The organism is Vibrio sp. QJM3NY_26 (assembly GCF_057786005.1).
Window position 1 is genome coordinate 2,194,722 of sequence record NZ_CM173515.1, and the last position, 22,789, is coordinate 2,217,510.

Below are 22,789 nucleotides of genomic sequence, written 5' to 3' on the forward strand. Positions count from 1 at the left end.
GTCCAATTTGATTTTAAAATGCTGGCTTTTTAGTCAGCATTTTTACTAAGTGCGATGAAACTAAATAATAGCCCTGTAACTCAACATCAATTTAACGATCACACCTTTTTCTTAAAGCGTGACGATCAGCTGCACTCCCACTTTTGCGGCAATAAAGCCCGCAAATTCATGAAGCTGCTGGAAGACGATCACCCAGAAACTACAACATTGATCAGCTATGGTTCTGCGCAGGCTAACTCTCTGTTCTCACTCGCGGCACTGGCAAAGATCAAAGGTTGGACGCTTGAGTTCTACGTCGACCACCTTCCCCAGTGGCTACTAGAACGCCCAATAGGTAATTACCGTGGTGCAGTAGACCTTGGTGCGAAGGTAATTTCAGTCAAAGAGACCGGCTCTGAGCTTCATCCACAGGAGTATATTGAGCAAATAAGACAGCCAGATTCTCAGTGTATTGTATTGCCTGAAGGTGGACGCTCTCAGCTTTCTGAATACGGCGTGAAGCAACTGGCGATGGAAATACTTAGCTGGACGCGTTTCGAAAACAAACACGATTTCGTGGTTGCACTACCAGCAGGCACCGGCAGTACGGCTCTGTATCTACATAAGCATTTAAAAGTGCACAACATCCCGGTGTTAACCTGTGCGTGTGTTGGCGGTAATAGCTACCTAACACAACAATTTAATGAGCTTGGCGAATCCGATCATCCACAAATACTGCCACTCGAAACCAAACATCACTTTGGTAAGCTGTATCAACAGGACTATCAAACCTGGTTGGATCTACAAGAACAAACGGATATTGAATTCGACCTGCTCTACGACCCATTGATGTGGCAATGTTTAGAACGATGGCAAGATAACAACCCAACCAAAACCATTATCTATATCCATCAAGGTGGCATCTTGGGCAATGAGTCGATGTTGCCGCGCTATCAGCGAAAATACCCGGAAATAAGCATTAGCAAAACCAACGCATCTTGGTAGTTTTTCTTTATTCCCCTGTTTAGCTATTCAAGTTTTGGTAAGCTGAGAACATCACAAAACAGCCATCGCACTCCCTCTCGATGGCTATTCATCAGCAATAGCCACCTGCTCTCCCTGCCATACATTTCAAGTTAGAAACAGAAATCTGGCGAGAATCATCGCGTTATCTATACTTTCGATTGGAACATCAATTGTCATCGAAAGGAATCACGCATGCGAACAATCACTACGCTCGGCCTGTTTTCAGTTTTACTGCCCTTCTCTGCGATTTCAGGAGAAAACATCACTTACCAAGTCGATGGTATGGATTACGAAGGTTATTGGAGTGAGGCCAGTGACCAAGCGCCTTTGGTGCTGCTAATTCACGATTGGGATGGCTTAACTGATTACGAAAAGAAACGTTCTGAGATGCTCAACGAACTCGGTTACAACGTGTTCGCCATCGACCTATTTGGTAAAGGCATTCGCCCGACCGAAGTGAAAGACAAAAAACAACACACAGGCGAGTTGTATAAAGACAGAGAAAAAATGCGTGCACTACTTAATGCGGGAGCGATGGAAGCGAAAAGGCTTGGTGGTAACTTAGATAACAACGTGATGATGGGTTACTGTTTTGGTGGCGCAGCCGTTTTAGAAGCCGCTCGTGCGGGCATCCCATCGAAAGCTTATGTCACCTTCCATGGTGGTTTATCGACACCAAAAGGACAAGACTACTCTCAGACCAAAGCTCCGGTTGTCGTATTCCATGGCACAGCAGATTCTATGATTACAATGGAAGATTTTGGCAGCCTTGCCGCTCAACTGGAAACAACCAAGGTTCCGCATGAGATGATCACTTATAGTGGAGCGCCACATGCCTTTACCGTGTTCGGCTCAAACAACTACCAACAAGAAGCTGACCAAAAATCGTGGGAACGCTTTACTCAGTTGTTAAGTTCAGTATCTCGTTAACTTTCAATCTAAATAACAGATCAACGGCAGCCTGTTACCTAATTCGTACTAATTATTAGCGACTATTTCTTTAAATTTGGCGTTCGTCACTCAAAAAGAAAGCGCTTTCTTGTAGTGTGTCTCTATTATCAATTAGGCACTCTAAATCAGATATGCTTTTTTAACTGTGAGAAATTATGAAATATTTAGCAATACTACCAGCGGTATTCGCACTCAGCGCCTGTTCAACAGTGACAGAGTCACCGGTTAGCTACCACAAAACTTCTCCGGGGCTAGAGTCACTACAAAATAACGAAAACTGCTGCGAAAACCTGAATACCATTCAATATCAAAGCATTACGAACCCAGAAGAGACATCTGTTTCGATCACCACAGCAAGCCCTAAAATCGAGTTCAAATCTGGCCGGTCCTTTGCTGGAGGGCTAAAGCTTCCTACAACACTAGATGCTATTCGTTTTTCATTGACTTCAAATGCTAATTATTCTGCATTTGTTCCGTCACTTTTGGTCTTAGACAAAAATTACCAGCCGCTAGATGTCATTGGCAATGAAAGCATTAAGTACCAGCCACTTAGCCTGCTTGATGGTGCTCGATATGGCGCACAAATAGAACTGCAAGAACGTTACTTAAACGGCGAGGCTCCTGCTTACTTGGTCGTATTCACAACCAGCGAAGCACTCGCGGAAACAACTCCTGTCGAAAAACCAAGTGATATGGCGATACGTTCTGGCGATATCCAGGCAAACATCGCCCATAACACGGACTACGCCATCCCCCACTCTGCAATCGGGAAAGTCTCCTTTGATTTTAAATTCACAGCGGTAACCACCGTTGTTGAAGAACAAAACCGTCAAAAGCGAGTTCAACAAATTATTCCAGAATCAACCGTAGCCCAATCAGATTTATTAACGGAAAATACACTGAATAAGAAAGAGGTTTATCAAACTCTTATAGAAAACTCGGTTTCATCTGGAGATTTTAGTGCAGCACTGACTTACGTTGAAGAATCTGAGCGATTAGGAATCGAAGGGATGCGAAACTCCTTTGTTGACGCGATGAAGCAATATCAAAAAGCACAATAACTCAGCCTCAAAGTAGTCGTTTATTTTCTCTCACTTTACCTCTTTTTTGAGCAAACGAGAGTTAAATAAACGACTGTTATCCCTCAGCCCTATTCAGGCATAAACGAGAATTCTAATTGCTCTAATTCTAAGCCTAATTTGATGAATTCAATATCCAACGAATAAAAGCCTTTATCAAGCTTAACGGAAAGCCCCTCAACTGAAACTGTCTCGCCATTAGTACCATTCACTGATAGAGACATCGCATACACGTTATTGAGACTCAAACTACACGCAGATTGAGCCAAAGTGCCGCTATCGTAATTAACAATACCTGCACATCGATACACACCAGCCTGTTTAACTTCCAAAACAATGCTGCGGTTTTCTCTGATATTAAGTGGTAATTCTATTGCACGTTGCTTCGCCGTCAGAGAGCAAAAGTCCCCATCAGTTTTACTCTGTTGTTTATCAAGATTTTGGGTCGCCTCAAAGCTCTTAACTGGATCAAAAATGACTAATGGGCGATCCATTGCTGGAGAATCCATAATAAAGCGACAGATATTTATCGCGCTTCGTTGCAACTCTCCCAAACTCAACATCCCATTTTCAAGCGCCTGTAATGTATCGTCGTTTGATGCGTTACTTTCAGCGCCATCGTGCTCAACGACCATATACAAATCATTTTGAGAGCGAAGCATAAAGGATGTGTAACTTCGGCTTTCAGAACCTCCTTTGATTGGGTCATTCATTTTTGCCCACCAATCCGTCATCACTATCCCTTTATAGCCCCACTCCTTTCGAAGAATAGTAGTATTGAGGTCGTAATTAGATGCAGCCCAGTGACCATTGATGGGGTTGTAAGCGGTCATAATGCTTGAAGCTCGCCCTTGCCTTACCGCTATTTCAAAAGGCCTTAGATGAATCTCACGGAGCGCTCGCTGAGAAACCACACTATCAACATCAAATCGTCCAGTTTCTTGGTCGTTCGCAACCAAATGTTTGATAGTACCGGACACGCCTGCAGATCTAAGCCCAGAAACCTGAGACGCCGCCATAGCTCCGGTCAAAAGAGGATCCTCAGAAAAATACTCGAAGTTTCGCCCGTTCAAAGGATGACGATGAATGTTAATCCCAGGCCCAAGCAATGTATCAATATGATTGGCTTGCATCTCTTTCCCTACTAAATAAAACAGTTGTTCATTCAGTTCTGTATTCCATGTGCAGCCCAATAGCGTGCCAATCGGGACTTGTGATGCTTTGTGTCCACTATCCATTCGGATACCCGATGGGCCATCAGCAGCCGCAACAATAGGGATACCTAAATCAAACAAGCTTGGTGATACACCACCAAAAGCCGCAGCCGTGCCAGGGGTTACCTTGGGGCTGCACATGCCTTCACCACGAACAATTGTCGCCAGCTGTTGTACCGTCATTTGCGATACAAACGCCTCAATATTCGCCTGTCCCTGCTTCACATCAAGCAACTTGATTCCCTTATCTTCACTAAAAGGAATCGAAGTTGGGAGTTCAGTTAGGATACGTTTGCTCAAATCTACACTTCGTAGTGGCACAGATTCATAGTCGCAACTGTAAACCCCATTTTGCCCTATCTCTTTTGGAACGAGCCTTTTAAAAGCGGTGACGGGTGCCAGAGCTTCCGTTAGTTGCTCAACAACTATTAGTTCATCAACTTTTATGCTTTCGTCAACCAGCCTTGCTTGTCGAACGCTGCCTCCCAAATAGAACTGATATTCCCCTGCTTCAAGTACATAGCTATTAGGGTGGCCCGTCTTACCACTATCATCAAATGACGCTAACGAAGATAGAAGAAATGAAACCTTCACACGTGCTGTTTCGTTTGGATCCAAAGTGGGTGTTTTTGCAAATCCTGTAAGTGCTCTAGATGGCTTCCCCAGCTGGCCTTGAGGCGATTCAACATACAGTTGAACAACATCCTTACCACTGTATTTCTCGCCTATGTTTTTAACTTCAATATCGAAGACCAACTCTTGTTCAGAGCCGGATCCAAGAATCGTTAATGCATTTAATTTATTTGAAAATTTGGTGTAGGAAAGCCCGAAACCAAATTCAAATTGAACGGATTTTGGGTTAAAGGTTTCAAAGTATCGGTACCCAACATAGATATCTTCTTGGTACAGATTACGCTCTTTATTTCCGAAGCTAGCGCTGGAAGGGTAATCAGATAAAGAGTGCGCAATAGTGTCGGTCAAACGTCCACTCGGGCTAACATCACCTGATAAAACATTAGCTAATGCATGCCCACCTTCCATCCCTGCAGCCCAGCTATACAAAATCGCCTTGAGCGACCTTGCATCTTTGAGTGAGCTTACCCATGACATATCAATAATGTTGGTCACGTTCAGTATCACAATGACATCATCAAAATGTCCCGTCACTTTCTCCAACATTTGCATTTCGAGCGCGGTTAAATTGTAACTGCCTTGCTGCTGTGCATTGTCTTGATCCTCACCCGCCGTTCGACCGATAAAGATAATGGCTTTGTTAGATTTGGCGGCAGCATCCATCACAGCTGAAGTTGAAAGAGGCATTTCATCTTGAAACCAAGGTTCTACTGCCCAACCACCACCGCCGTCATTGAACGGGTTGTCCTTGACCCAACGTTGGTATACCTCCACCAAACTGAGATTAAGATTGATGTTTGGATTTTCATGCAAGCCATGTAATGCATTTACGGAATAAGGCACATTCACCGCTCCACCAGATCCAGTGCCACTTCGGTAGGTATCAATCTGACATCGACCAAAAAGAGACACCGTATCACTAGTCTGCAATGGCAATATTGAATCACTATTTTTTAGTAGCACAATGCCCTCAGTAGCCGCTTGTCGACTTATTGGTGCAAGCTGCTTCTGTGCTTCGAGAATTTCCACAGTATTCATTTTGAGTCCTACCATTTTTTTACTTAGAGCAAAAATTTGACCTCTCGCTCTAAAAGTTAATATTGTCTTTGTTCAAAAAATAGTAATCTTAACTACGGCGTGTAACTACCAAATAAGCGACAGTTATGGGTAAAATAGCGACATGAAAACCAAATTTAGACTCCAAAGTCATCAGAGATATCCCCAGATAAAATTTGCCTATGTCGATGGTCATCACGATTTCGACTTTGACGTACATAGCCATGACTTTTCTGAACTTTTCTTAGTTGTGAGTGGTAGCGGGAAGCATACGGTAGCTAGCCACACTTACCCTTTAAGTACAGGAGATGTATTTGTTATTAATGGGGATATTGAACATGGATTTTGTGAAGTAAATAAACTGAAGATTGTAAACTTGATGTTTGATACGGCATTGCCTTTTTTTGAGGTTCCTTCAATGCGTCAAATGCCGGGCTATCAAGCACTTTTCAAGGTAGAACCGATTGCTCGACAAGCGTCGGAATATCAAGCAAAGCTTACGTTATCAGTTTCTCAGTTGAAACGAATCAATGAACTTCTACAACAAATCAAATCGGAATACGACAATGCAGAACAGGGGTTTGAAATCATATTGACGAGCACAATGCAGCAACTTGCGATAGAACTTGCTCGGCGATATCAAGAACAGACCCATAGCTTACCAAAAACAACCCTAGCATTGAGCCGTGCTCTCGCACATATTGACCGTCATTACAAAGAAGTAGGATTAGATACAGAAGCCATTGCACAAGCGGCGTATATCAGCAAAAGGCAACTAGAAAGGTTATTCAGGCAGTTTTTAAATACATCCCCGAACCAATACATCAAAGGCCTTCAAATTCGACACTCGGCAACCTTATTGTTAAACGACAACAAAAGCATCCAACACATTGCTGAGTCTTGCGGCTTTTCTGACAGCAATTATTTCTCCAAGTGTTTTAAGACCCAAAATGGATGCAGCCCTCGAGAATTTAGAAAGCAACATTCTTCCCATAACTCATAATCCTTTGCCCCTTAAACCTTAAAAGATTAGATATGTCACACATAAAAAAACCGCTTCTTTCGAAGCGGTCAATGAGTATCTTTGGCAAGAACACATTTGAAAAGAAATTCAAATATGGAAGACTCATAGCAATAAAAATGAAACTCTTTGTGCTGCTAGGAAAGAGCTCAACTATTGCAATAAATAGGGATATCGAGAACCTTACCCGCCCTAAAGGCAAGGCCGTCATACCACTCCCCCGGTATGCTCGATATCATTTAAGACCCGAAGGTAAAAAATTCTACCACCACATGTCAGCTTGAATACCTACAACAAAGTCGCCCTCTTTACCCGTGCCGTCTTGCATTTCACCATCAAGGTAAGATGCCATAAAGCGAATTTCTGGAGATGGACCGAAGCCAGAGTGCACAACTAGAGTCGGTGCTACTGTTAGCTTGTAATCATAAGAATTCTTTGACTCACCATTACGGTCTTCGTAGTTGTACATGTAACCAGCTTCGGTAGCGATAAAGAAGTTTTCTGAAATTGGGAACGTTGGTCGCACCATTGCTGATACCCAGCCATCTGTGTCGCCATTGTCAAAATCGTTGTACTGGGTTTGAAGAGAGTGGAAAATATTCACACCATTGTCAAAAAAGTACCCACCCCATGCTAAAGCACGTAGTGAGACATCGTTTTCTTCAACAGCCTTCAAACAAGACGTACCACAGCCCGTGCCTGTCGTTAACCAACTTTGATAGTCGCTACCAGGCTTGTACGTGTTGTAAGTTGTAAGAGTACCACCTAAAAGGTTACCCGAACCTAAGCCTTTACCAGCCTGCGCGATGTATTTTGTAAAGCCTTTATCTGACAACCCAAAGACAGACTCAGTGTGAACAATTGCCGTCATTTCATAGCCATTCTCAGCGAATGCTTCTGGGCCATTACCAAAACCTAAATCGACCATATTGTCTGGCATATACTTAGCCATAGCGTGAAGTTCAACACTGCCAAAGTTCACGCCAGCATGAAGTGCATGCATGATATTGTTGCTGTCACCCCAGAAACTTGTATCGCCAGAATCATCGCTTGCAATGTAAGCAAAGTCCCACTTATTACCACCTAGCTCAACACCTTCAATACCAACACCAGTACCCGACATATCCGTGTAGAAAAAGTCGGTCATAAAGATGTAATTATCTTTACCATAAAAGCGCTTCCCCCCCCATACAACACCGGTTTCAGATACACCTTCAAACTCGACAAAAGTTTCTGCCATACCAATTTCGCTGTTGGTTGCATCGGCATTGGCACCAAGCTGGTTGGTTGCATATTCCGCATTGTTGGCTGCAGCTCGTGTTTTGATTCGAATTTTCTGACCACCGTCATTCTCAAAATTTTTCTGCAGTGCAACTTCAAAGTGACTATCCGACTCAACACCCAATCGACCTAAACGCTCTTTAGATGCAGGGAACTTTGCACGTTTAAAATCATCATTTTCACTGAATAGAACACCAGCACGGAAATAACCGTGAAATTCAAATCCATCCGATTTTTCGGCATGTACAGCAGTTGCAGTAGACAAGCCAGCTGTAGCGACTAAACAAGCAAGGGTAAGCTTAGAAAGTTTCATAATAACTCCATGTTCTAAATTATACTTTCACAAAGAAAGCGCTTTCTTTATTTTTCTTAAAAAAACCAATCGAACAGATTTAAAGAAGATCAAATCTAAGCCCACATTTACTATGCACTCTTAATCTTATTGGCTTTAACCGCTCAGTTGGTATGGAAAGAGTATAAATCGATCCTGTGAATATAAACCGTGATCAAACCCGACAAAGAAAGCGCTTTCTTATGCGTGAGTCACAAAAACCCAAGATGTTAAGTATTTTGTTTGAACAATTATGGAACTAAGTAAAATATCACTGACCACATAATAAGAACGTATCGGTCCGTTCAATCACGCAGAATTTGCCTCGAGCACATAAACGATTTCCTCCCGCAAAAATCATCGCAAAAAAAAGGGAACATACATAGTATGCTCCCTTTCTATTCAAGCTTTGATTAAAAGTAACTAGTTAAAAGGCTTACTTTTCAAATCGAATATTGTCTAATTTAAAACTCATTTCTCCTTGAGGCTCAAACACTAATAGGTTAGTGATCATTGTAGGATCAGCTTGATTCCCACCAGCGAAACGGTTGTCTCTCTTTAAAATGTCAGCTATTGGAATACGTACCGTCTTCCATTCATTCATTACTGATAGCTGCACGGTATAGTCACTTGTTTTCGGCCAACCACTGTCCATCTTAACCAGTAGTTCAACCCCATCAGCCATACTCTCAACTTTCAAATCAAAGACCAGTTCACCCGTTTCTTGCCAATGTGTCACATCCGTTACAGGAGAACGAAAATAGATATTTCCTGCTCCTTGACTCTTATTCACTTGTAGCACTGTTCCACGATCTGGTTCGGTCAGTTCTTGATAGTCAACAATATCCAATGGGTCATAACTTGCATAAGCCAAGCTTGCGTTAAGAGTTTCGGTAAAAATCTCCAACGTTGCTCCATCGGCATAACTATCATCGGTTGCTAAGATCTCTGGAGCTTCGTGCCCGATTACTTGTATTGCGTGTTCAGAACGACTTGCACACCCTTTTCCTTTCCAACGATCAACCTTACAACGGTAAACCTTTACTGAATCAACTAGCATTGTTTTCGGAAACAAACCTTCGTCGATTCCTTTATCATTTGCGTTTGCTGACCACGCCCCACCGACAGCCAAGTTCAATAACAAATGAAACTTTTCATCAAACGGAGCTGCTCCACTCGCATTAATGAGTTTCCCTTCTTCCGCTTCATATTGGCTGTACCAACCCTCTTGAGTTTGAGTCGCGTAATGAATATTGTCTACATACCAACGAATTTCACCTTCTTCCCACTCAATCGCGTATGTATGGAAGCTATCAGTAGGGTTCACACCATTTGGCAATGTCGCGGCCTGCCCTTTATAAACATTGTCTGGCCAATTTCGTCCGTAATGTAACGTCCCATAGACTCGGCTCTCTAGATCATCATTTTTCGCTCCCGCCGCATCTGAAAGTGTGTTTAGGTTAACCGCTTCCATAATATCGATTTCGCCAGAAGCTGCCCATGTGCCATATTTATTATCGGTTGGCAGCATCCAGATTGCGGGCCATGAACCTTGTCCACCAGGTAACTTTGCTCTGATTTCATAACGGCCATATTTGTTGTCACGCTTGTCTTTGCTGCTCAATCTCGCAGAGGTATAAGGAAGAGTCTTCGTTGCTCCACCAAGCGAGCCTTCAGCATTATCAGGCCCAGTATGACTTTTCTTCAGCGCGACAATGTGTAAAAGGCCATCTTTAACAAACGCGTTATTCGGATCATCCGTATAGCACTGTTGTTCATTGTTCCCTCCTCCCCAGCAGTTCGCTTCTAATGACCAATTGCGTTTATTTATTTGCTCACCGTTAAACTGGTCTTCCCACACCAATTGCCAATCAGAGCTTGAAACAACCGGTAAATGGGATAGCACAATCGGCTTTTCGGTTTGAGCTAAGTCGGCACTGCCAGAAGCCGGTAGTTCTACCGTCGTACAACCGGACATCAATGCCGCGGTAGTCAAAGACGCTAATATTTTTACCTGAGTGTTGAGATGTTGCATTACAGCTCCTTGTATCACGACCTTCCAAACAGGCGACACGTAATATGGGTGCCCCATAAAGATAAAATCGATTAATGAGTGACTTACGAACATGACACGGAGATACCATGCTCGCCTTTATGAAAATGAGTATATAAAAGTGCCTAGCGTTAAAAAGAGACCATGATCACCCAAAGAAAGCGCTTTCTTGTTTGATTTCACATTTTGTTAAAATTGATTGTAATTCGAGCAGAACCCCAATTAAATTTCATTGCGGATCGATGAATTAATTTCCTAAGAGGCCTATATTTACTGGTGTCTTTTTAAAAAATATCTGTTCAATACTCAAAAAGTACGTTTTCTTTGATAACAGCACCAAAGAAAACGCTTTCTTGATATTTTATGGTGTCTATGAAAATATCCGTTATCTTACTTTGTATGCTTAAGAATTAAATTAAGCGTTAAGCAGTTCAGAGTTTTCAAATATTAATCATTGGATTACTAGGCTCGTACAAACCACAAAGGTAATATAGCTTAGTTAACTCCTAATAGAGATAAGGCCACTACCATTGATCACCATTAAAGAAGTATCTGAACTTGCTCAAGTTTCTCAATCAACCGTCTCAAGAGCATTGAATGGTCACCCTACGGTAAAAGAGGCCAATCGCGAAAAAGTATTCAAAGCGATTGAGCAGTTAGGTTACAAACCGAATGCATTTGCCCAAGCTCTAGCATCTAGCCGTTCAAATAGTATCGGCATGTTAGTCGGCTCACTTGATGGCCCTTTCTATGGCCCATTAATGCACACGGCTGAAGATACTGTTCGCCAGAGCAATATCCACTTGATCGTTACCAGTGGCCAAGAATCACGCACCAAAGAGCTAGACTCCATCCAGTTTTTGCAATCTAAACTTGTGGATGGCCTCATTGTTCACTCAGACAAGCTCAGTGATGACGAACTGATCAAAATAGCGAAAGGCAGTGAAACAATGATTGTTCTCAACCGTTTTATTCCTGAGATTTCTGATCGCTGTATTTACATTGATAATGAGCTTGGTGGCTACCTTGCAACGAAGCTCTTACTTGAAAACGGGCATAAAAAAGTCGCTTGTATCACAGGCCAGTTGAGTAAAGTTGATAGTAGAGATCGCTTTCAAGGGTATCGAAATGCATTGTTAGAGTTCGGAATCGAATACAATGCAGGGCTGTTTGTAGAGGGGCGCTTTGATCATCAAGGCAACCACGACGCTGCACGACGCTTGTTAGATCGAGACCCGGAGATCACCGCAATTTTCTGTCAAAACGATAACATTGCACTTGCGGTATATGACGTAGCAGCAGAGCGAAACCTCATTATTGGGCGAGACCTTTCGGTCGTAGGCTTCGATAACGATACTCATAGCCAGCATATTCGTCCTCGCTTATCGACGGTCGACTTTCCTGTCCATGAAATGGGAGAAGAAGCTGCAAAAGGTGTTTTATCGTTAATTAATAAACGCGACTACCCATTGAAGCACAAATTAACCCCGACATTGATTGTAAGAGAGTCCGTGGCCAAGCTTTGATTTTCGTAAATCAAACACCCTATTTTTACACTTATAAGAAAGGCTCTAAGTATTCACTTAGAGCCTTTTTATTTCACTTTAAACTAGAATTAGAGTAACTGGTGCTTTGACAATACGACAACAACTTTCTCAATGAGACCACTACGAGAAAAGAGCTGTGAAGCCATTTCATGATTTAGCGTTAACGATGCAAATGCCTCACTTGTTCCGTCTTTAAACTGAACTTCAATACCCTGTGTTGGCTCATCATTGAGTTGGTAAATAAATGGTACCTGACAGTAAGTAAACGCCAGTTGCCCAGCCTGAACAATAAAGCTCTGCATTTGTCCTTCAATATTTTGACAGTCAAAAGTCGCCGCTTTTTGCAAGAACTCTTTAGGACTAAGAAGTGATGGGTTAATTACAATTGTGCCCTCAACGACCTCTAGACCTAGCTCTCCAAAACGGGTAATCACTTCCTCCTTAACTTGCCCTGTCATCCCTGGCTGTTGTGCTCCAGAGTGCTTTGGCGTATGAGAATACGGATCCGTCGGAAACGCACCGTAGTTTTCCGGCGTTTTGTTGAAGCCAATACCAGCTCTCACTTTGTAATAGTAATCCGCTAATTTAAGAGTTTCCTTACTATTAGAATCCATACTCCAAGCATGCTGATAATTTTCTTGCACAGCTAGCAGCAACTTAGAAACCATATGCCAATAGATACAACCTAAACCTTCATAACCAAACATGGTTCCCGAACGCCCAGTAAAGGCTTTATGGTTGAATACACGCTCATACAAACTAGATACATGACAAAATTCATCATCACTAATTGACGGGTAATCAGCTTTAATTTCATCAATCGCAGTCTGAAGGAAAGCTTTGTTTTCAAAACTTGAATTGAAATGGTAAGAACCTTTACTGTCTTGGTTTACTAATCTGTTATCTTTGGCAACAACCATCATGCTTAACAATTTGCTCTGATCAATGTCTTTAGCGTCTAAACAGTTTTTGTCCATAAAAGAAGCCAGCTCGCGGTCAGGGTAAAGCATGAAGCTATTTTGATCAGCACGATACATATCACTAGCAAACAATTTATCCAACAACTCAACCGCTTGTTTAGGTGATAATAGACCCGAACTTAAGACTGCAACCTGCCCTTCTAGCATCGGGTAAAGCTCTTCAACCATTAAGCTCTCACCAGAACAGCTCAAGATGTTATACGCATTGTACAAACCGTCTTCACGCAAGTTGTTTGTAATCGTAGAATCCAGGATTTTTAAACTCGCGCCCATCAATTGAACAATCGCTTCTTTCTCAACTTTCGTTTTCCCTGAAAATCCATTTACTCGGTAAACACGCTCACGATAGTTAGCAGCGGATTTAGCCAGCTTAGTCAGCATTGCTTTGCGAGTTTGACGAGTTACCGTATCTTGACGAATCTCTGTATTTGCCTCTGAAACAATCTGTGTAACAGAAGACATCCACTCAAACACTTCTTTGGAAATACTGTATGAAGATGGTGATTTCTCTAACAGGCGCTGCATAAAGGCAACATAGCGACGCATGTAGTACAAGGTTACCATTGACAGACCGTTGCCAACGATAGCGTTGTTTGCATCATTCCATTCTGGACGTTGTGTATTGAGCCAAATACCACCATCAAGCACTAAGTTACTCAATTTCGCCAACAAAGGTACGAGTATCTTCTCCATTAAGTTGACCATATAAACTTCTTGGTCACCCGTCATCAGCAAGCGACCGTCACTACCTAAACTCTTGACACGTTGCTCTGTCAATTCCTGCAGGTCTTGGTTGAACTCTACGGTATCTTTAGGGTTATCAAAGAGACCTTGCACTCCACAAAGCTCGTAAGGCACATTGGCATAACTAAAAATGTCACTTTCTAGTAATTCAATGAGTTCGCTTTGCTCAAACTTGTCCGCTAGCTCAAGGAATTTCAAGAGATAAATGATTTGATGATCGCCCCAGTAGCCAATATTACTCCAAGGATCATCCGCCTCTAACAGCTCCCAATCTACACCATCTTTAGTGATTCGATACGGATTGTAGCCGTCCACCGTTGAAGCATTAACAAACTTAGAGATGAATGATTTGATGAACCCAGGATAACTAAGAGCCATCGCTTCCCAGTTTTGGAAAATATCACGCCAGTTGCCTTGATAAGAAAGTAAGCGTTCGCCATTTTCATCTTTGAGCTTGATCTCATAGTGGTTCCAAGGGCGACTAGGGTCACCATGACGACGTCCAAAAGTAAGCGGTAGATACTCGTAGCTCAATCGAACTAATTGAGAATCTCCTGTCGCTTTAGCGCGCGAAACTAATTCAGAATGGCTGAAAACATCCCCTAACTGTTCAAAAAAGTCTTGATGGCGGCCAACTACCTGAGAGTTGGCCTTTTCCATAGTTTTAACTACGTCAGCCTTTTCTAACATATAGCCGTTTTCAAACACGCCACCACGCATGTTATTGAACAACACATTGGCATAATGGTGAACGCTTGTATTTTCTTCAGCTGTTATTTGCCACGCATCCGCGCCAGACATCAATGTGATCAATTCATTTTGATTATCTGCAATGCTCTTTTCTAAAGCTAATACTAGGTTAGCAGGAACAGAGAGCTCAGATTGAAGCTGACAGATATCGGAATGAGTCTTGTCTATATCAGCGACAATCGACCAAACTTTGGTTTGATGTGCTCGCAGTGTCAGAGACTTATGAACTAAATAGCTTCCTCTAATCCCTTTAGTCAAAGGCTCACTTTCAATCGGTCGCCCTTTTCTAAATGCATTCACCTGAGTGCTAGTCAGTAAAATTTGGCTAGTTTCTGTTTCTAAACTAAAGACTGTCGTCGCCAGCAAAGATTCAGCAGGGTCCGCTCTATCGCTCAATTTGGCATACATGCTGAATAGTGCTAAGGAACTACCATCAACTTGCTCATTCCACTTGTACGCATCAACTAATGCGCTTCTTGTTTGGAGTGCTGATAGTGGAGCGCCTGAAGGTAGTATATTTTGTAAGCCATCTAGCGCTTCAACTTTACGCTCGAAGCTCGCTAAATTGGTCAGCTTTGAACGACGAATAAAGCCGTATTTCTCGCTCGTATTCCAGCTGTATTGGAATTTCAGTTGCAAAGTATGGTTTGTTTCTTCAAATACGATCTTGTCTCCAATCGTATTTTTGTAAAGGTTACGTTCAACCTGGAAAATCCCATCATGAAACGTGTTGAACGGTTCCCAAAGTACAACCTTGTCACCGTGTTCAATGCGAAAAATGGATTTCGACCCCGTATTTTCAGCGTTTTCATGAATATGGTCGACAGACTTATAAGGGAAAAGCGCATTTTCCGGACGAATGCGTCCTGCTGAAAGGCTGCCTGTCGATGAAATAAATAACCAGTGATCGCTCGACGATACAACGCTAATAAAAAACGGCGTCATTTGGTCAACATTAGAGATTTGGTAGTAACGCTCACCATCTAAATCAACGAACTTACCATCGACTTCAGATGTGAAATTATTGTCTTTTTTCATATCAAAATTCCAAAAAAATTCTTACTCTTAATTTCTTGAAAGCGCTTTCTTTTGCGTTTCAAAAAAGGATTAAAGGTTTATAGGTGATGACAGCGAGCAAAATGCTCTTCTGCAATTTGAGTCGGTTCTGGGATCGATTGCGTGCAAAGCTTATCGGCTTTCATACAACGGCTTGCGAACGGGCAACCGACACTACTTGGCTTCCAAGAAGGGATATCGCCCTTTTTCACATTCATATCGCGCTTACCTGATTTACCGACTTCAGGTACCGCTGAAAGCAACAGCTGAGAATATGGGTGTTGTGGATTCTGCGTTACATTGTCGCTATTGCCCCACTCCACCATATGTCCAACGTACATAACTGCCGTTTTCTCAGCAAAATAACGCGCCGTCGCGATGTCATGAGTAATGTACATAAACGAAATACCATGCTTATCTTTCAAGTCAGCCATTAGGTTTAAGATGCCTAATCGAACGGACACATCAAGCATTGAGATAGGCTCGTCCGCCAATATAACTTCAGGACTCACTGCAATTGCACGTGCGATAGCCACACGTTGTCGTTGTCCACCACTCAATTCATGGGGGTACTTCTCTGCTGTCTCTTTTACTGGCGTCAACCCAACCATTTCAAGGAGTTCATAAACAAGGCTAGGAACCGCATCTTTTTCTGCTCGCTTATGAATAAGTAATGGCCGCGCAATATGGTGGTAAATCGTGTGTACAGGATTCAACGAGCCAAACGGGTCTTGAAAAATCATTTGCACTTGGCGTGCATATTCAAGCTCACCATGTTTTTCAATATAGTCAGATAATGGCTCACCCTTAAATTCAATATCCCCAGCAGTTTTATCGTAAATGCGAGTAAGAATTCGAGCACCTGTACTTTTTCCAGAACCAGATTCGCCAACAATCGCTAATGCTTCTCCTTTTCGAAGATCAAATGAAATATCATTAACCGCTCGCATCATGTTGCTTTTCACTGACTGGCCAAGTGGAAAATCTTTTACCAAGTTCTTAACTGATAAGATAACTTCGCTTTTATCAACGTTATTTAAAGTATTCATAATCTTTCGCTCAAACTAGATGACAAGATACGTGGTGCCCAGTCGCAACTGTGCCTAAACGAGGTTCACTTTTGATGCACATTGAAATGCATTCGCCACATCGCTCTTGGAAGTTACATCCCTGAGGAGTGTCGAGTAGGTTGACGGGATTTCCAGGGATCCCATACAAGCGTTCTTTTGGCCCATGAATAGTCGGAAATGAAGAGATAAGCCCTTTGGTATAAGGATGCTTGGGGTCACTAAATACCGTTTTAGCATCGCCTAACTCAATAAGGTTACCCGCATACATCACGCCAATTCGATCAGCAATCTCACCCATCAAACTTAAGTCATGGCTAATAAATAGAATGGAGAAACCAAACTTACTCTTAAGTTCATACAGTTCATTCAATATTTCACGTTCAACAACCACATCGAGTGCCGTCGTTGGCTCGTCCATGATGATCAGTTTAGGCTCCAACGCCAATGCAATTGCGATAACAACACGCTGGCGCATTCCCCCACTCAGTTGATGGGGAAAGCTCGACATTCTATCGCCGTGCATCCCGACCGTTTCTAATAAATCAACCGCACGCTCATGAGCTTGCTTATAAGGTGTCTTTTTATGCGCGAGAATAACGTCCGTTAACTGCTCACCAATAGTAATGACAGGGTTAAGTGAGTTCATTGCGCTTTGAAAAACAATAGAAACGTCATTCCAACGGAAGTCACGTAACTGCTTATTATTCATTTTTAAAACATCTTGCCCTTTGTAAAGTATCTCGCCTTCAGAGATAAGGGCTGGTGCTTTATGGAGCCTTGATATTGCAAAAGCCAATGTACTTTTACCGCAACCAGACTCACCAGCAATACCGAGCGTTTCTCCGGGCGCAATGGAAATACTTACGTCGTTTACGGCTCTCGCTACACCATTAGGAGAAACGTAATCAACACACAGATTATTAATTTCTAGTAGCTTGCTCATTATAAACCTCGGCGTTTGTCTGCTTCTTTTTTAAGTTTGTGCCACAATTTGATGTGTGGGCCCGTACGTAATTTAGGGTTGCTCACTTGGTCAATGGACATGTTAATCAGTGCTAATCCACCACCAGTAATCGCTAACGCTAATGCAGGAACCATCATTTCCCACCATGCTCCGGTATATAGCGACGAAGATGTCTGTGCCCAATACAACATTGAACCCCAACTCACTTCCGTTGCATCACCTAAACCTAAAATACCAAGACCAGCTTCAGACCCCATTGCGTAGATAACCGTGCCAAGGAAGCCACCAAAAACAATCGAAACTAAGTTAGGTAAAATCTCGACTAAAATAATACGAATTTTTGATTCACCCATAACCTCTGCAGAAATGATAAATTCTTTGCTTCTAATTGCCATGGTCTGTGCACGAATTACCCTCGCCCCCCAAGGCCAGGAGGTTATTCCTAACAACATAGTGATAACCAACGAACCGACTTGCCCTAAGAATGCAGCGAGAACAATCAGCAAGGGTAGCTGCGGAAACACGAGAAATACGTTAGTAATAAAGTTCAAGCGCTCATCAATTTTTCCGCCAAAGTAGCCAGAAGAAACGCCGACTAAAACTGCGATAGTCATTGCAATTACGCCCGCAGAAATCGCGACAGTCAGTGACTTTCTCGCCCCAAAAAGAACTTGGCTATACACGTCTCGTCCACTACGAGTTGTGCCCATAATATGTTCAGCACTTGGTGCTTCATGCGGGCGCGCAACACGCTTTTCGGGATTATGCGTTGATAAAACAGGGGCAAATAGTGCACCAGCTAAAACTATCGTAAGTAAAAAAGTACCGATGATTGCTGGTGGGTTACCGTAGAAAAAAGCATAGGCTTTACCTAATGTTTTCTTTACATTTTTCCACGACCATTTCGGCTCACGTGCCGGTATATTTGTTCGCTTCGAAATTTTTTGAGTGTCAATTAAATTATCCATGATGTGCCTCAATTCGAAATTCGTGGATCAAGCCAGACATACAGTAAGTCGGCGATAAAGTTAGCAACAAGCACTGCGGTCACTAAAATAAGAAGAATGGCTTGAATCAAAGGATAATCTCGCGCCACAATTCCCTTAAGAAGAATGTTGCCCAAGCCTTGGTAGTTAAAGACCACTTCGGTCATGATTGAGCCAGCGAATGAGAAGCCGATTGCCATAGCAATAGCGGTCGCGACAGGAAGAATGGCATTTCGACCAGCGTATCGAGACATCACACGATAGCTGCTCAAGCCTTTGGCCTCAGCCATCGTCACGTAATCCTCTCCCAAGACATTGATCATCGCATTACGCATATTGAAGACCCATGTTGCGATTCCAACCAAGACCATAGAGCCCATTGGAAGCACAGCGTGTTTAGCCACACTAGAAACAAATTCCCACGTAAAACCGGGCTCAAGTGACGGGTCATAAGTGTAAGCCAAAGGTAGTAAATCTAACTTTAGACCGAAGAAATAGAACAACAGTAACGCGGTTACGATATACGGAAAGTTGCTAATAAAAGCCAAGACTGGAGGAACAATTTGCCCAAACAGCCCTTCACGTCGATATGACGCATAAGTTCCAATACTGACACCGATGATGAGAGCGACAATGAGCGAACCAAGCGCCAGAAACATAGTCCACGGCAGTGCCATAGCAAGCACATCAGAAACACTAATAGGAAACATCAAAATAGACGGCCCCAAATCAAGCGTAAATACACTCTTCATATATGCAAAGTATTGTTCGAAAACATTACCATCAACAAAACCATACATCTCACGAACCGCATCCATCTGAGCTGGATCCATACGACCTTGAGCAGCAGCAAACAGAGCATCTACTGGGTCACCAGGCATTAAGCGAGGCAACATAAAGTTAAACGAGATAGCAATCAGAAAGGCTGTGAAATAAAAACCGAATCGACGAAACAGAAATGACATAAATATCTTTTAACCTAAGAGCCGCAACTTACGTTACGGCCAAATTAGAAATAACTTACTTAAGGTGTAGGTTGTTGAGAATGATTACTCGCTTACCACCGTCGTACCATACTGGTTGTACGTATGGGTTTTCAGCGCTAGGCCAACCGACAATGTTCTTAGTGCTGTACTGGAACCAAGTCGGGTTAGAGAACAGAGGAATAAACGGAAGATTTGTAGCCGTAAATTCTTGAAGCTCGCTCAACACTTCTTCTTGCTGTTCAGCATCACCAATTTTGCCGAAGCTATCGATCAATGCATCGATCTCTGGTGAATTAACGCCATGACCAGCATGCCAAGTTTTCCCGATACGTGATGTCGAGAAGTACTCTTGATAAGCCAAGATTGGGTTAGTCGCAACCATTGACCAGTTGATAGACATTGTGTATTTACTGTCTTTCAAGTTGCTATCATAGACAGACCAGTCAACCGTTTTGATATTCGCTTTTACACCAACCTCTTCGTAGTACTCAGATACCATCTGAACAACTTGAATCCAGTCAGTCCAACCCGCAACGACTTCAATGTCGAACTCAAATGCTTCGCCATTTTTCTTTTCACGGAATCCATCCCCGTCTTTATCGACTAGACCAACTTCGTCAAGTAAAGCTTTCGCCTTTTCAGCGTCGTACTGTGTCAGATCCGCGTATTTAGCAGATACAGCTTTGTCGATATGCGTTTCGTAAAGCTCAGCAATACCACCAGCATTGTAGTTAGGCGTTGGGTAGCCGTAAGCTGCAATATCGACGATAGTTTCACGGTCAAGTGCCATAGATAATGCTTGGCGAACGCGAAGATCATCAAAAGGCGCTTCTTTAGTATTTACGTAAAGATGAATCGCATCGTTAGCGGGGTACCAGAAATGATGGTTTTCTTTATCAACACCAACAAACGTTGACTCAACGTCAGCGATAAAGTTTGAACCCCAATCAATTTCACCTTTAATTAAGGCCGGTTGGATTTGAGAGTTATCATTGTAAGAACGGAAGTTCACACAATCTAGGTACGGGCGGTTCTCTAGGTAGTAATTAGGGTTTCGGCATAGCTCCATCTGTTGCGGCTTGATGTATTTAACCGTGGTCATTGGGCCACTACCTACTGGGTTCAAGTTGGTGAACGTTGTCAGCTCTTCAACTTTCGACCAAATATGCTTCGGTACAACGTGGTAACGCTCTAGGTTCCAAGCGAAAGTAGAATCCGCTTCCGCCAGTGAGAAGACAACCGTTCTCTCATCAGAAGCAGTAACTTCTTGCAGGTTACCCGCTGACCAAATACCTTTTTGGTCAAATGCTGGAGCGTCTTTAGTTAGCATAAAGCTAAATACAACGTCTTCTGCTGTTAGTTTAGTACCATCAGACCACTTCAGGTTTTCACGAAGCTTAAGAGTTAGTGTCTTAAGATCTTCTGAAAATTCAACTGATTCAGCTAATCGGTAATCAACATCACCCGTCATGTTGTTAAATACAACTAGAGGTTCAAACATCACACCATGAAGTAGGTCTTTAGTTGTGTACGGATTGAAGTTTTCAACAAAACCAGTATTGATAATCGGCACCGTTAGCGTACCGCCCTGCTTTACTTCATCTGCTTGTACAGATGCTCCAAATAAAGCTCCAATGGCGAGCGAAGCAATCAATGTTTTTTTGTGCATCACGTTGTCCTTTTTAATGATAACAATCAGAAAGAAAGCGCTTTCTTTTAACTTTAAAAAAAGGGGGTTCTTTAGTATTTACTATCGGTTACTCACCTCAAGAAACCGCTTTCTTTAGATGGATAATAAGCTGATTCTATGATTCTTCAACTTACAATTGAATGAAACGAACCATAGATCACAAATTTAAAACAGGCAGAGAGCGGATATATATAACAGTGCCATTCATCACATTAATTACCCAGATAATAATAAAATTCATATAAAACAGTAAATTAAAGAAAAAACAAAAGTAACCTCATCACGAATACTGATCATCTATTTTCTTGGTCATTTATTAGCTTATGCGCTTTCTCAAATAGTCTTTTCATCACCGCTCTCCATTTTCATAATCTCCGACTATCGATACTCCTCTCAAAAATCTAAGAAAGCGCTTTCTTAGATTTTGAACCTATGACAGCATATCAAGGTATAAAATATGAGTTAGCCTTTAGGACAGATATGTTTAACTTTTGGAATGGCAATAAATCAAATAAAAGACAGCACTACGAATTCGAACTGATCCGCAGCTTATTGAATTGGAATTCAAATGAATCTGTTGTCGTTCACGACGACAAGACCGATTTTCCGAGAGCAGAGGATGAGGGGAATATATTCAACAAGGATTATGACGTACTCGTTACAGTCGCAGGGAACAAAAAATTTGCAAACAAACCTTTAATCAAGCTCAACTCTCCAATTTGCAAAGGATTACTTGGGCACCGTATTTTAGTCGTTAGGGAACAAGATCAACCTACATTTCAGCATATCCATAGTGATCAATTGAAATCACTGACGGCTGGAATTCCGGCGACATGGGCTGACGCTGAGCTGTTTAGATCAAATGGATATCGAGTACTAGAGCAAGGAACGTTACCAGAGGTTCTTAAACTTCTCTCAAATAAAAAATGTGATTATGTGTCACTCGGCGCCAACGAAGTAGAAAGTATATACCAAGAACACGCAAGCTTGCTGGAAGGGCTAATGATAGAAGAAAGCACCTTGCTTTATTACCCTCTTCCTTTGGTCTTTTATGTACACCCAGACAAAGTGCAATTTGCGCAATTATTGGATGATAAGCTTCAAGATTTCATATTCAGTGGTGAGTTTGATTCACTGTTTAACCAGCATTTTGGAAATGTGGTGAGCTCAACTAGACTAGAAAGCCGTAAGATCATTAACCTCACCAATCCAGAGTTGCCTGACGAGTTTGGAGCATTTCAATCTCAATTCGCCTCATAAACATAAATGGTAATGATAATAGAGCCCTAACTTGCCCTAAACCCATCGAAAAGTTACGAAAACAACACAATGACCCTCGAAACGATCTTAATCTAGGGTCATTGAGCCAGAGTAGAGGCTACATTATTAACT

Annotated in this window: 15 protein-coding genes; 6 read left to right on the top strand and 9 right to left on the bottom strand. The window is 42.3% G+C overall.

Annotated features, from left to right (window positions below; genetic code table 11):
• Nucleotides 1-54 precede the first annotated feature (54 nt).
• The 3 genes from AC3CH4_RS09665 (at nucleotide 55) to AC3CH4_RS09675 (ending at nucleotide 3,017) form a co-directional block, all read left to right on the top strand.
• Nucleotides 55-984: a pyridoxal-phosphate dependent enzyme gene (locus AC3CH4_RS09665; RefSeq protein ID WP_428785592.1), complete on the top strand. Its 930-nt coding sequence runs from the start codon at nucleotides 55-57 to the stop codon at nucleotides 982-984.
• Nucleotides 985-1,197: 213 nt separating this feature from the next.
• Nucleotides 1,198-1,935, top strand: coding sequence for a dienelactone hydrolase family protein (locus AC3CH4_RS09670; RefSeq protein ID WP_146455849.1), 738 nt, complete (start codon nucleotides 1,198-1,200; stop codon nucleotides 1,933-1,935).
• A 176-nt stretch (nucleotides 1,936-2,111) separates the two neighbouring features.
• Nucleotides 2,112-3,017, top strand: coding sequence for a MalM family protein (locus AC3CH4_RS09675; RefSeq protein WP_171310826.1), 906 nt, complete (start codon nucleotides 2,112-2,114; stop codon nucleotides 3,015-3,017).
• An 89-nt stretch (nucleotides 3,018-3,106) separates the two neighbouring features.
• Here the strand turns inward: AC3CH4_RS09675 and AC3CH4_RS09680 are convergent, their stop codons facing one another.
• Complete coding sequence (locus AC3CH4_RS09680; RefSeq protein ID WP_488542895.1) at nucleotides 3,107-5,920, bottom strand: glycoside hydrolase family 3 protein; 2,814 nt, start codon at nucleotides 5,918-5,920, stop codon at nucleotides 3,107-3,109.
• A gap of 142 nt (nucleotides 5,921-6,062) precedes the next feature.
• On the opposite strand from AC3CH4_RS09680, the gene AC3CH4_RS09685 reads away from it, so the two are divergent.
• Nucleotides 6,063-6,941, top strand: coding sequence for a helix-turn-helix domain-containing protein (locus tag AC3CH4_RS09685; protein WP_171330504.1), 879 nt, complete (start codon nucleotides 6,063-6,065; stop codon nucleotides 6,939-6,941).
• 280 nt (nucleotides 6,942-7,221) lie between these two features.
• Here AC3CH4_RS09685 and AC3CH4_RS09690 read toward each other — a convergent pair whose 3' ends face one another.
• Together AC3CH4_RS09690 and AC3CH4_RS09695 are read right to left on the bottom strand one after the other, a co-directional pair.
• A complete protein-coding gene (locus AC3CH4_RS09690; protein ID WP_488542896.1) occupies nucleotides 7,222-8,553 on the bottom strand; it encodes a carbohydrate porin in 1,332 nt (443 codons plus the stop codon).
• Nucleotides 8,554-9,007: 454 nt separating this feature from the next.
• A complete protein-coding gene (locus AC3CH4_RS09695; RefSeq protein ID WP_488542897.1) occupies nucleotides 9,008-10,606 on the bottom strand; it encodes a family 16 glycosylhydrolase in 1,599 nt (532 codons plus the stop codon).
• A 548-nt stretch (nucleotides 10,607-11,154) separates the two neighbouring features.
• Here AC3CH4_RS09695 and AC3CH4_RS09700 point away from each other — a divergent pair.
• A complete protein-coding gene (locus AC3CH4_RS09700; protein ID WP_146455857.1) occupies nucleotides 11,155-12,150 on the top strand; it encodes a LacI family DNA-binding transcriptional regulator in 996 nt (331 codons plus the stop codon).
• 89 nt (nucleotides 12,151-12,239) lie between these two features.
• Here AC3CH4_RS09700 and AC3CH4_RS09705 read toward each other — a convergent pair whose 3' ends face one another.
• The 6 genes from AC3CH4_RS09705 to AC3CH4_RS09730 all read right to left on the bottom strand — a co-directional run bounded on the left by AC3CH4_RS09705 (nucleotide 12,240) and on the right by AC3CH4_RS09730 (nucleotide 21,376).
• Nucleotides 12,240-15,683, bottom strand: a complete 3,444-nt coding sequence (locus AC3CH4_RS09705; protein ID WP_488542898.1) for a hypothetical protein — start codon at nucleotides 15,681-15,683, stop codon at nucleotides 12,240-12,242.
• Between the two features lie 77 nt (nucleotides 15,684-15,760).
• On the bottom strand, nucleotides 15,761-16,750 hold the full coding sequence (locus AC3CH4_RS09710; protein WP_488542899.1) for an ABC transporter ATP-binding protein: 990 nt from the start codon (nucleotides 16,748-16,750) through the stop codon (nucleotides 15,761-15,763).
• Nucleotides 16,751-16,760: 10 nt separating this feature from the next.
• A complete protein-coding gene (locus AC3CH4_RS09715; RefSeq protein ID WP_054547311.1) occupies nucleotides 16,761-17,714 on the bottom strand; it encodes an ABC transporter ATP-binding protein in 954 nt (317 codons plus the stop codon).
• Complete coding sequence (locus tag AC3CH4_RS09720; protein ID WP_054547310.1) at nucleotides 17,714-18,703, bottom strand: ABC transporter permease; 990 nt, start codon at nucleotides 18,701-18,703, stop codon at nucleotides 17,714-17,716. The genes AC3CH4_RS09715 and AC3CH4_RS09720 overlap by 1 nt, the downstream gene beginning before the upstream one ends.
• 8 nt (nucleotides 18,704-18,711) lie before the next feature.
• On the bottom strand, nucleotides 18,712-19,686 hold the full coding sequence (locus AC3CH4_RS09725; protein ID WP_048659636.1) for an ABC transporter permease: 975 nt from the start codon (nucleotides 19,684-19,686) through the stop codon (nucleotides 18,712-18,714).
• 55 nt (nucleotides 19,687-19,741) lie between these two features.
• Nucleotides 19,742-21,376, bottom strand: coding sequence for an ABC transporter substrate-binding protein (locus AC3CH4_RS09730; RefSeq protein WP_061021763.1), 1,635 nt, complete (start codon nucleotides 21,374-21,376; stop codon nucleotides 19,742-19,744).
• A gap of 453 nt (nucleotides 21,377-21,829) precedes the next feature.
• On the opposite strand from AC3CH4_RS09730, the gene AC3CH4_RS09735 reads away from it, so the two are divergent.
• Entirely contained in the window at nucleotides 21,830-22,657 is an 828-nt protein-coding gene (locus tag AC3CH4_RS09735; protein WP_488542900.1) for an ABC transporter substrate-binding protein, read from the top strand.
• Nucleotides 22,658-22,789 lie beyond the last annotated feature (132 nt).

Excerpts from the sequence above, each read along its gene's own strand:
- AC3CH4_RS09665 (WP_428785592.1), top strand. The coding sequence starts at position 55 with ATGAAACTAAATAATAGCCCTGTAACTCAACATCAATTTAACGATCAC.
- AC3CH4_RS09670 (WP_146455849.1), top strand. The coding sequence starts at position 1,198 with ATGCGAACAATCACTACGCTCGGCCTGTTTTCAGTTTTACTGCCCTTC.
- AC3CH4_RS09675 (WP_171310826.1), top strand. The coding sequence starts at position 2,112 with ATGAAATATTTAGCAATACTACCAGCGGTATTCGCACTCAGCGCCTGT.
- AC3CH4_RS09680 (WP_488542895.1), bottom strand. The coding sequence starts at position 5,920 with ATGAATACTGTGGAAATTCTCGAAGCACAGAAGCAGCTTGCACCAATA.
- AC3CH4_RS09685 (WP_171330504.1), top strand. The coding sequence starts at position 6,063 with ATGAAAACCAAATTTAGACTCCAAAGTCATCAGAGATATCCCCAGATA.
- AC3CH4_RS09690 (WP_488542896.1), bottom strand. The coding sequence starts at position 8,553 with ATGAAACTTTCTAAGCTTACCCTTGCTTGTTTAGTCGCTACAGCTGGC.
- AC3CH4_RS09695 (WP_488542897.1), bottom strand. The coding sequence starts at position 10,606 with ATGCAACATCTCAACACTCAGGTAAAAATATTAGCGTCTTTGACTACC.
- AC3CH4_RS09705 (WP_488542898.1), bottom strand. The coding sequence starts at position 15,683 with ATGAAAAAAGACAATAATTTCACATCTGAAGTCGATGGTAAGTTCGTT.
- AC3CH4_RS09710 (WP_488542899.1), bottom strand. The coding sequence starts at position 16,750 with ATGAATACTTTAAATAACGTTGATAAAAGCGAAGTTATCTTATCAGTT.
- AC3CH4_RS09715 (WP_054547311.1), bottom strand. The coding sequence starts at position 17,714 with ATGAGCAAGCTACTAGAAATTAATAATCTGTGTGTTGATTACGTTTCT.
- AC3CH4_RS09720 (WP_054547310.1), bottom strand. The coding sequence starts at position 18,703 with ATGGATAATTTAATTGACACTCAAAAAATTTCGAAGCGAACAAATATA.
- AC3CH4_RS09725 (WP_048659636.1), bottom strand. The coding sequence starts at position 19,686 with ATGTCATTTCTGTTTCGTCGATTCGGTTTTTATTTCACAGCCTTTCTG.
- AC3CH4_RS09730 (WP_061021763.1), bottom strand. The coding sequence starts at position 21,376 with ATGCACAAAAAAACATTGATTGCTTCGCTCGCCATTGGAGCTTTATTT.
- AC3CH4_RS09735 (WP_488542900.1), top strand. The coding sequence starts at position 21,830 with ATGACAGCATATCAAGGTATAAAATATGAGTTAGCCTTTAGGACAGAT.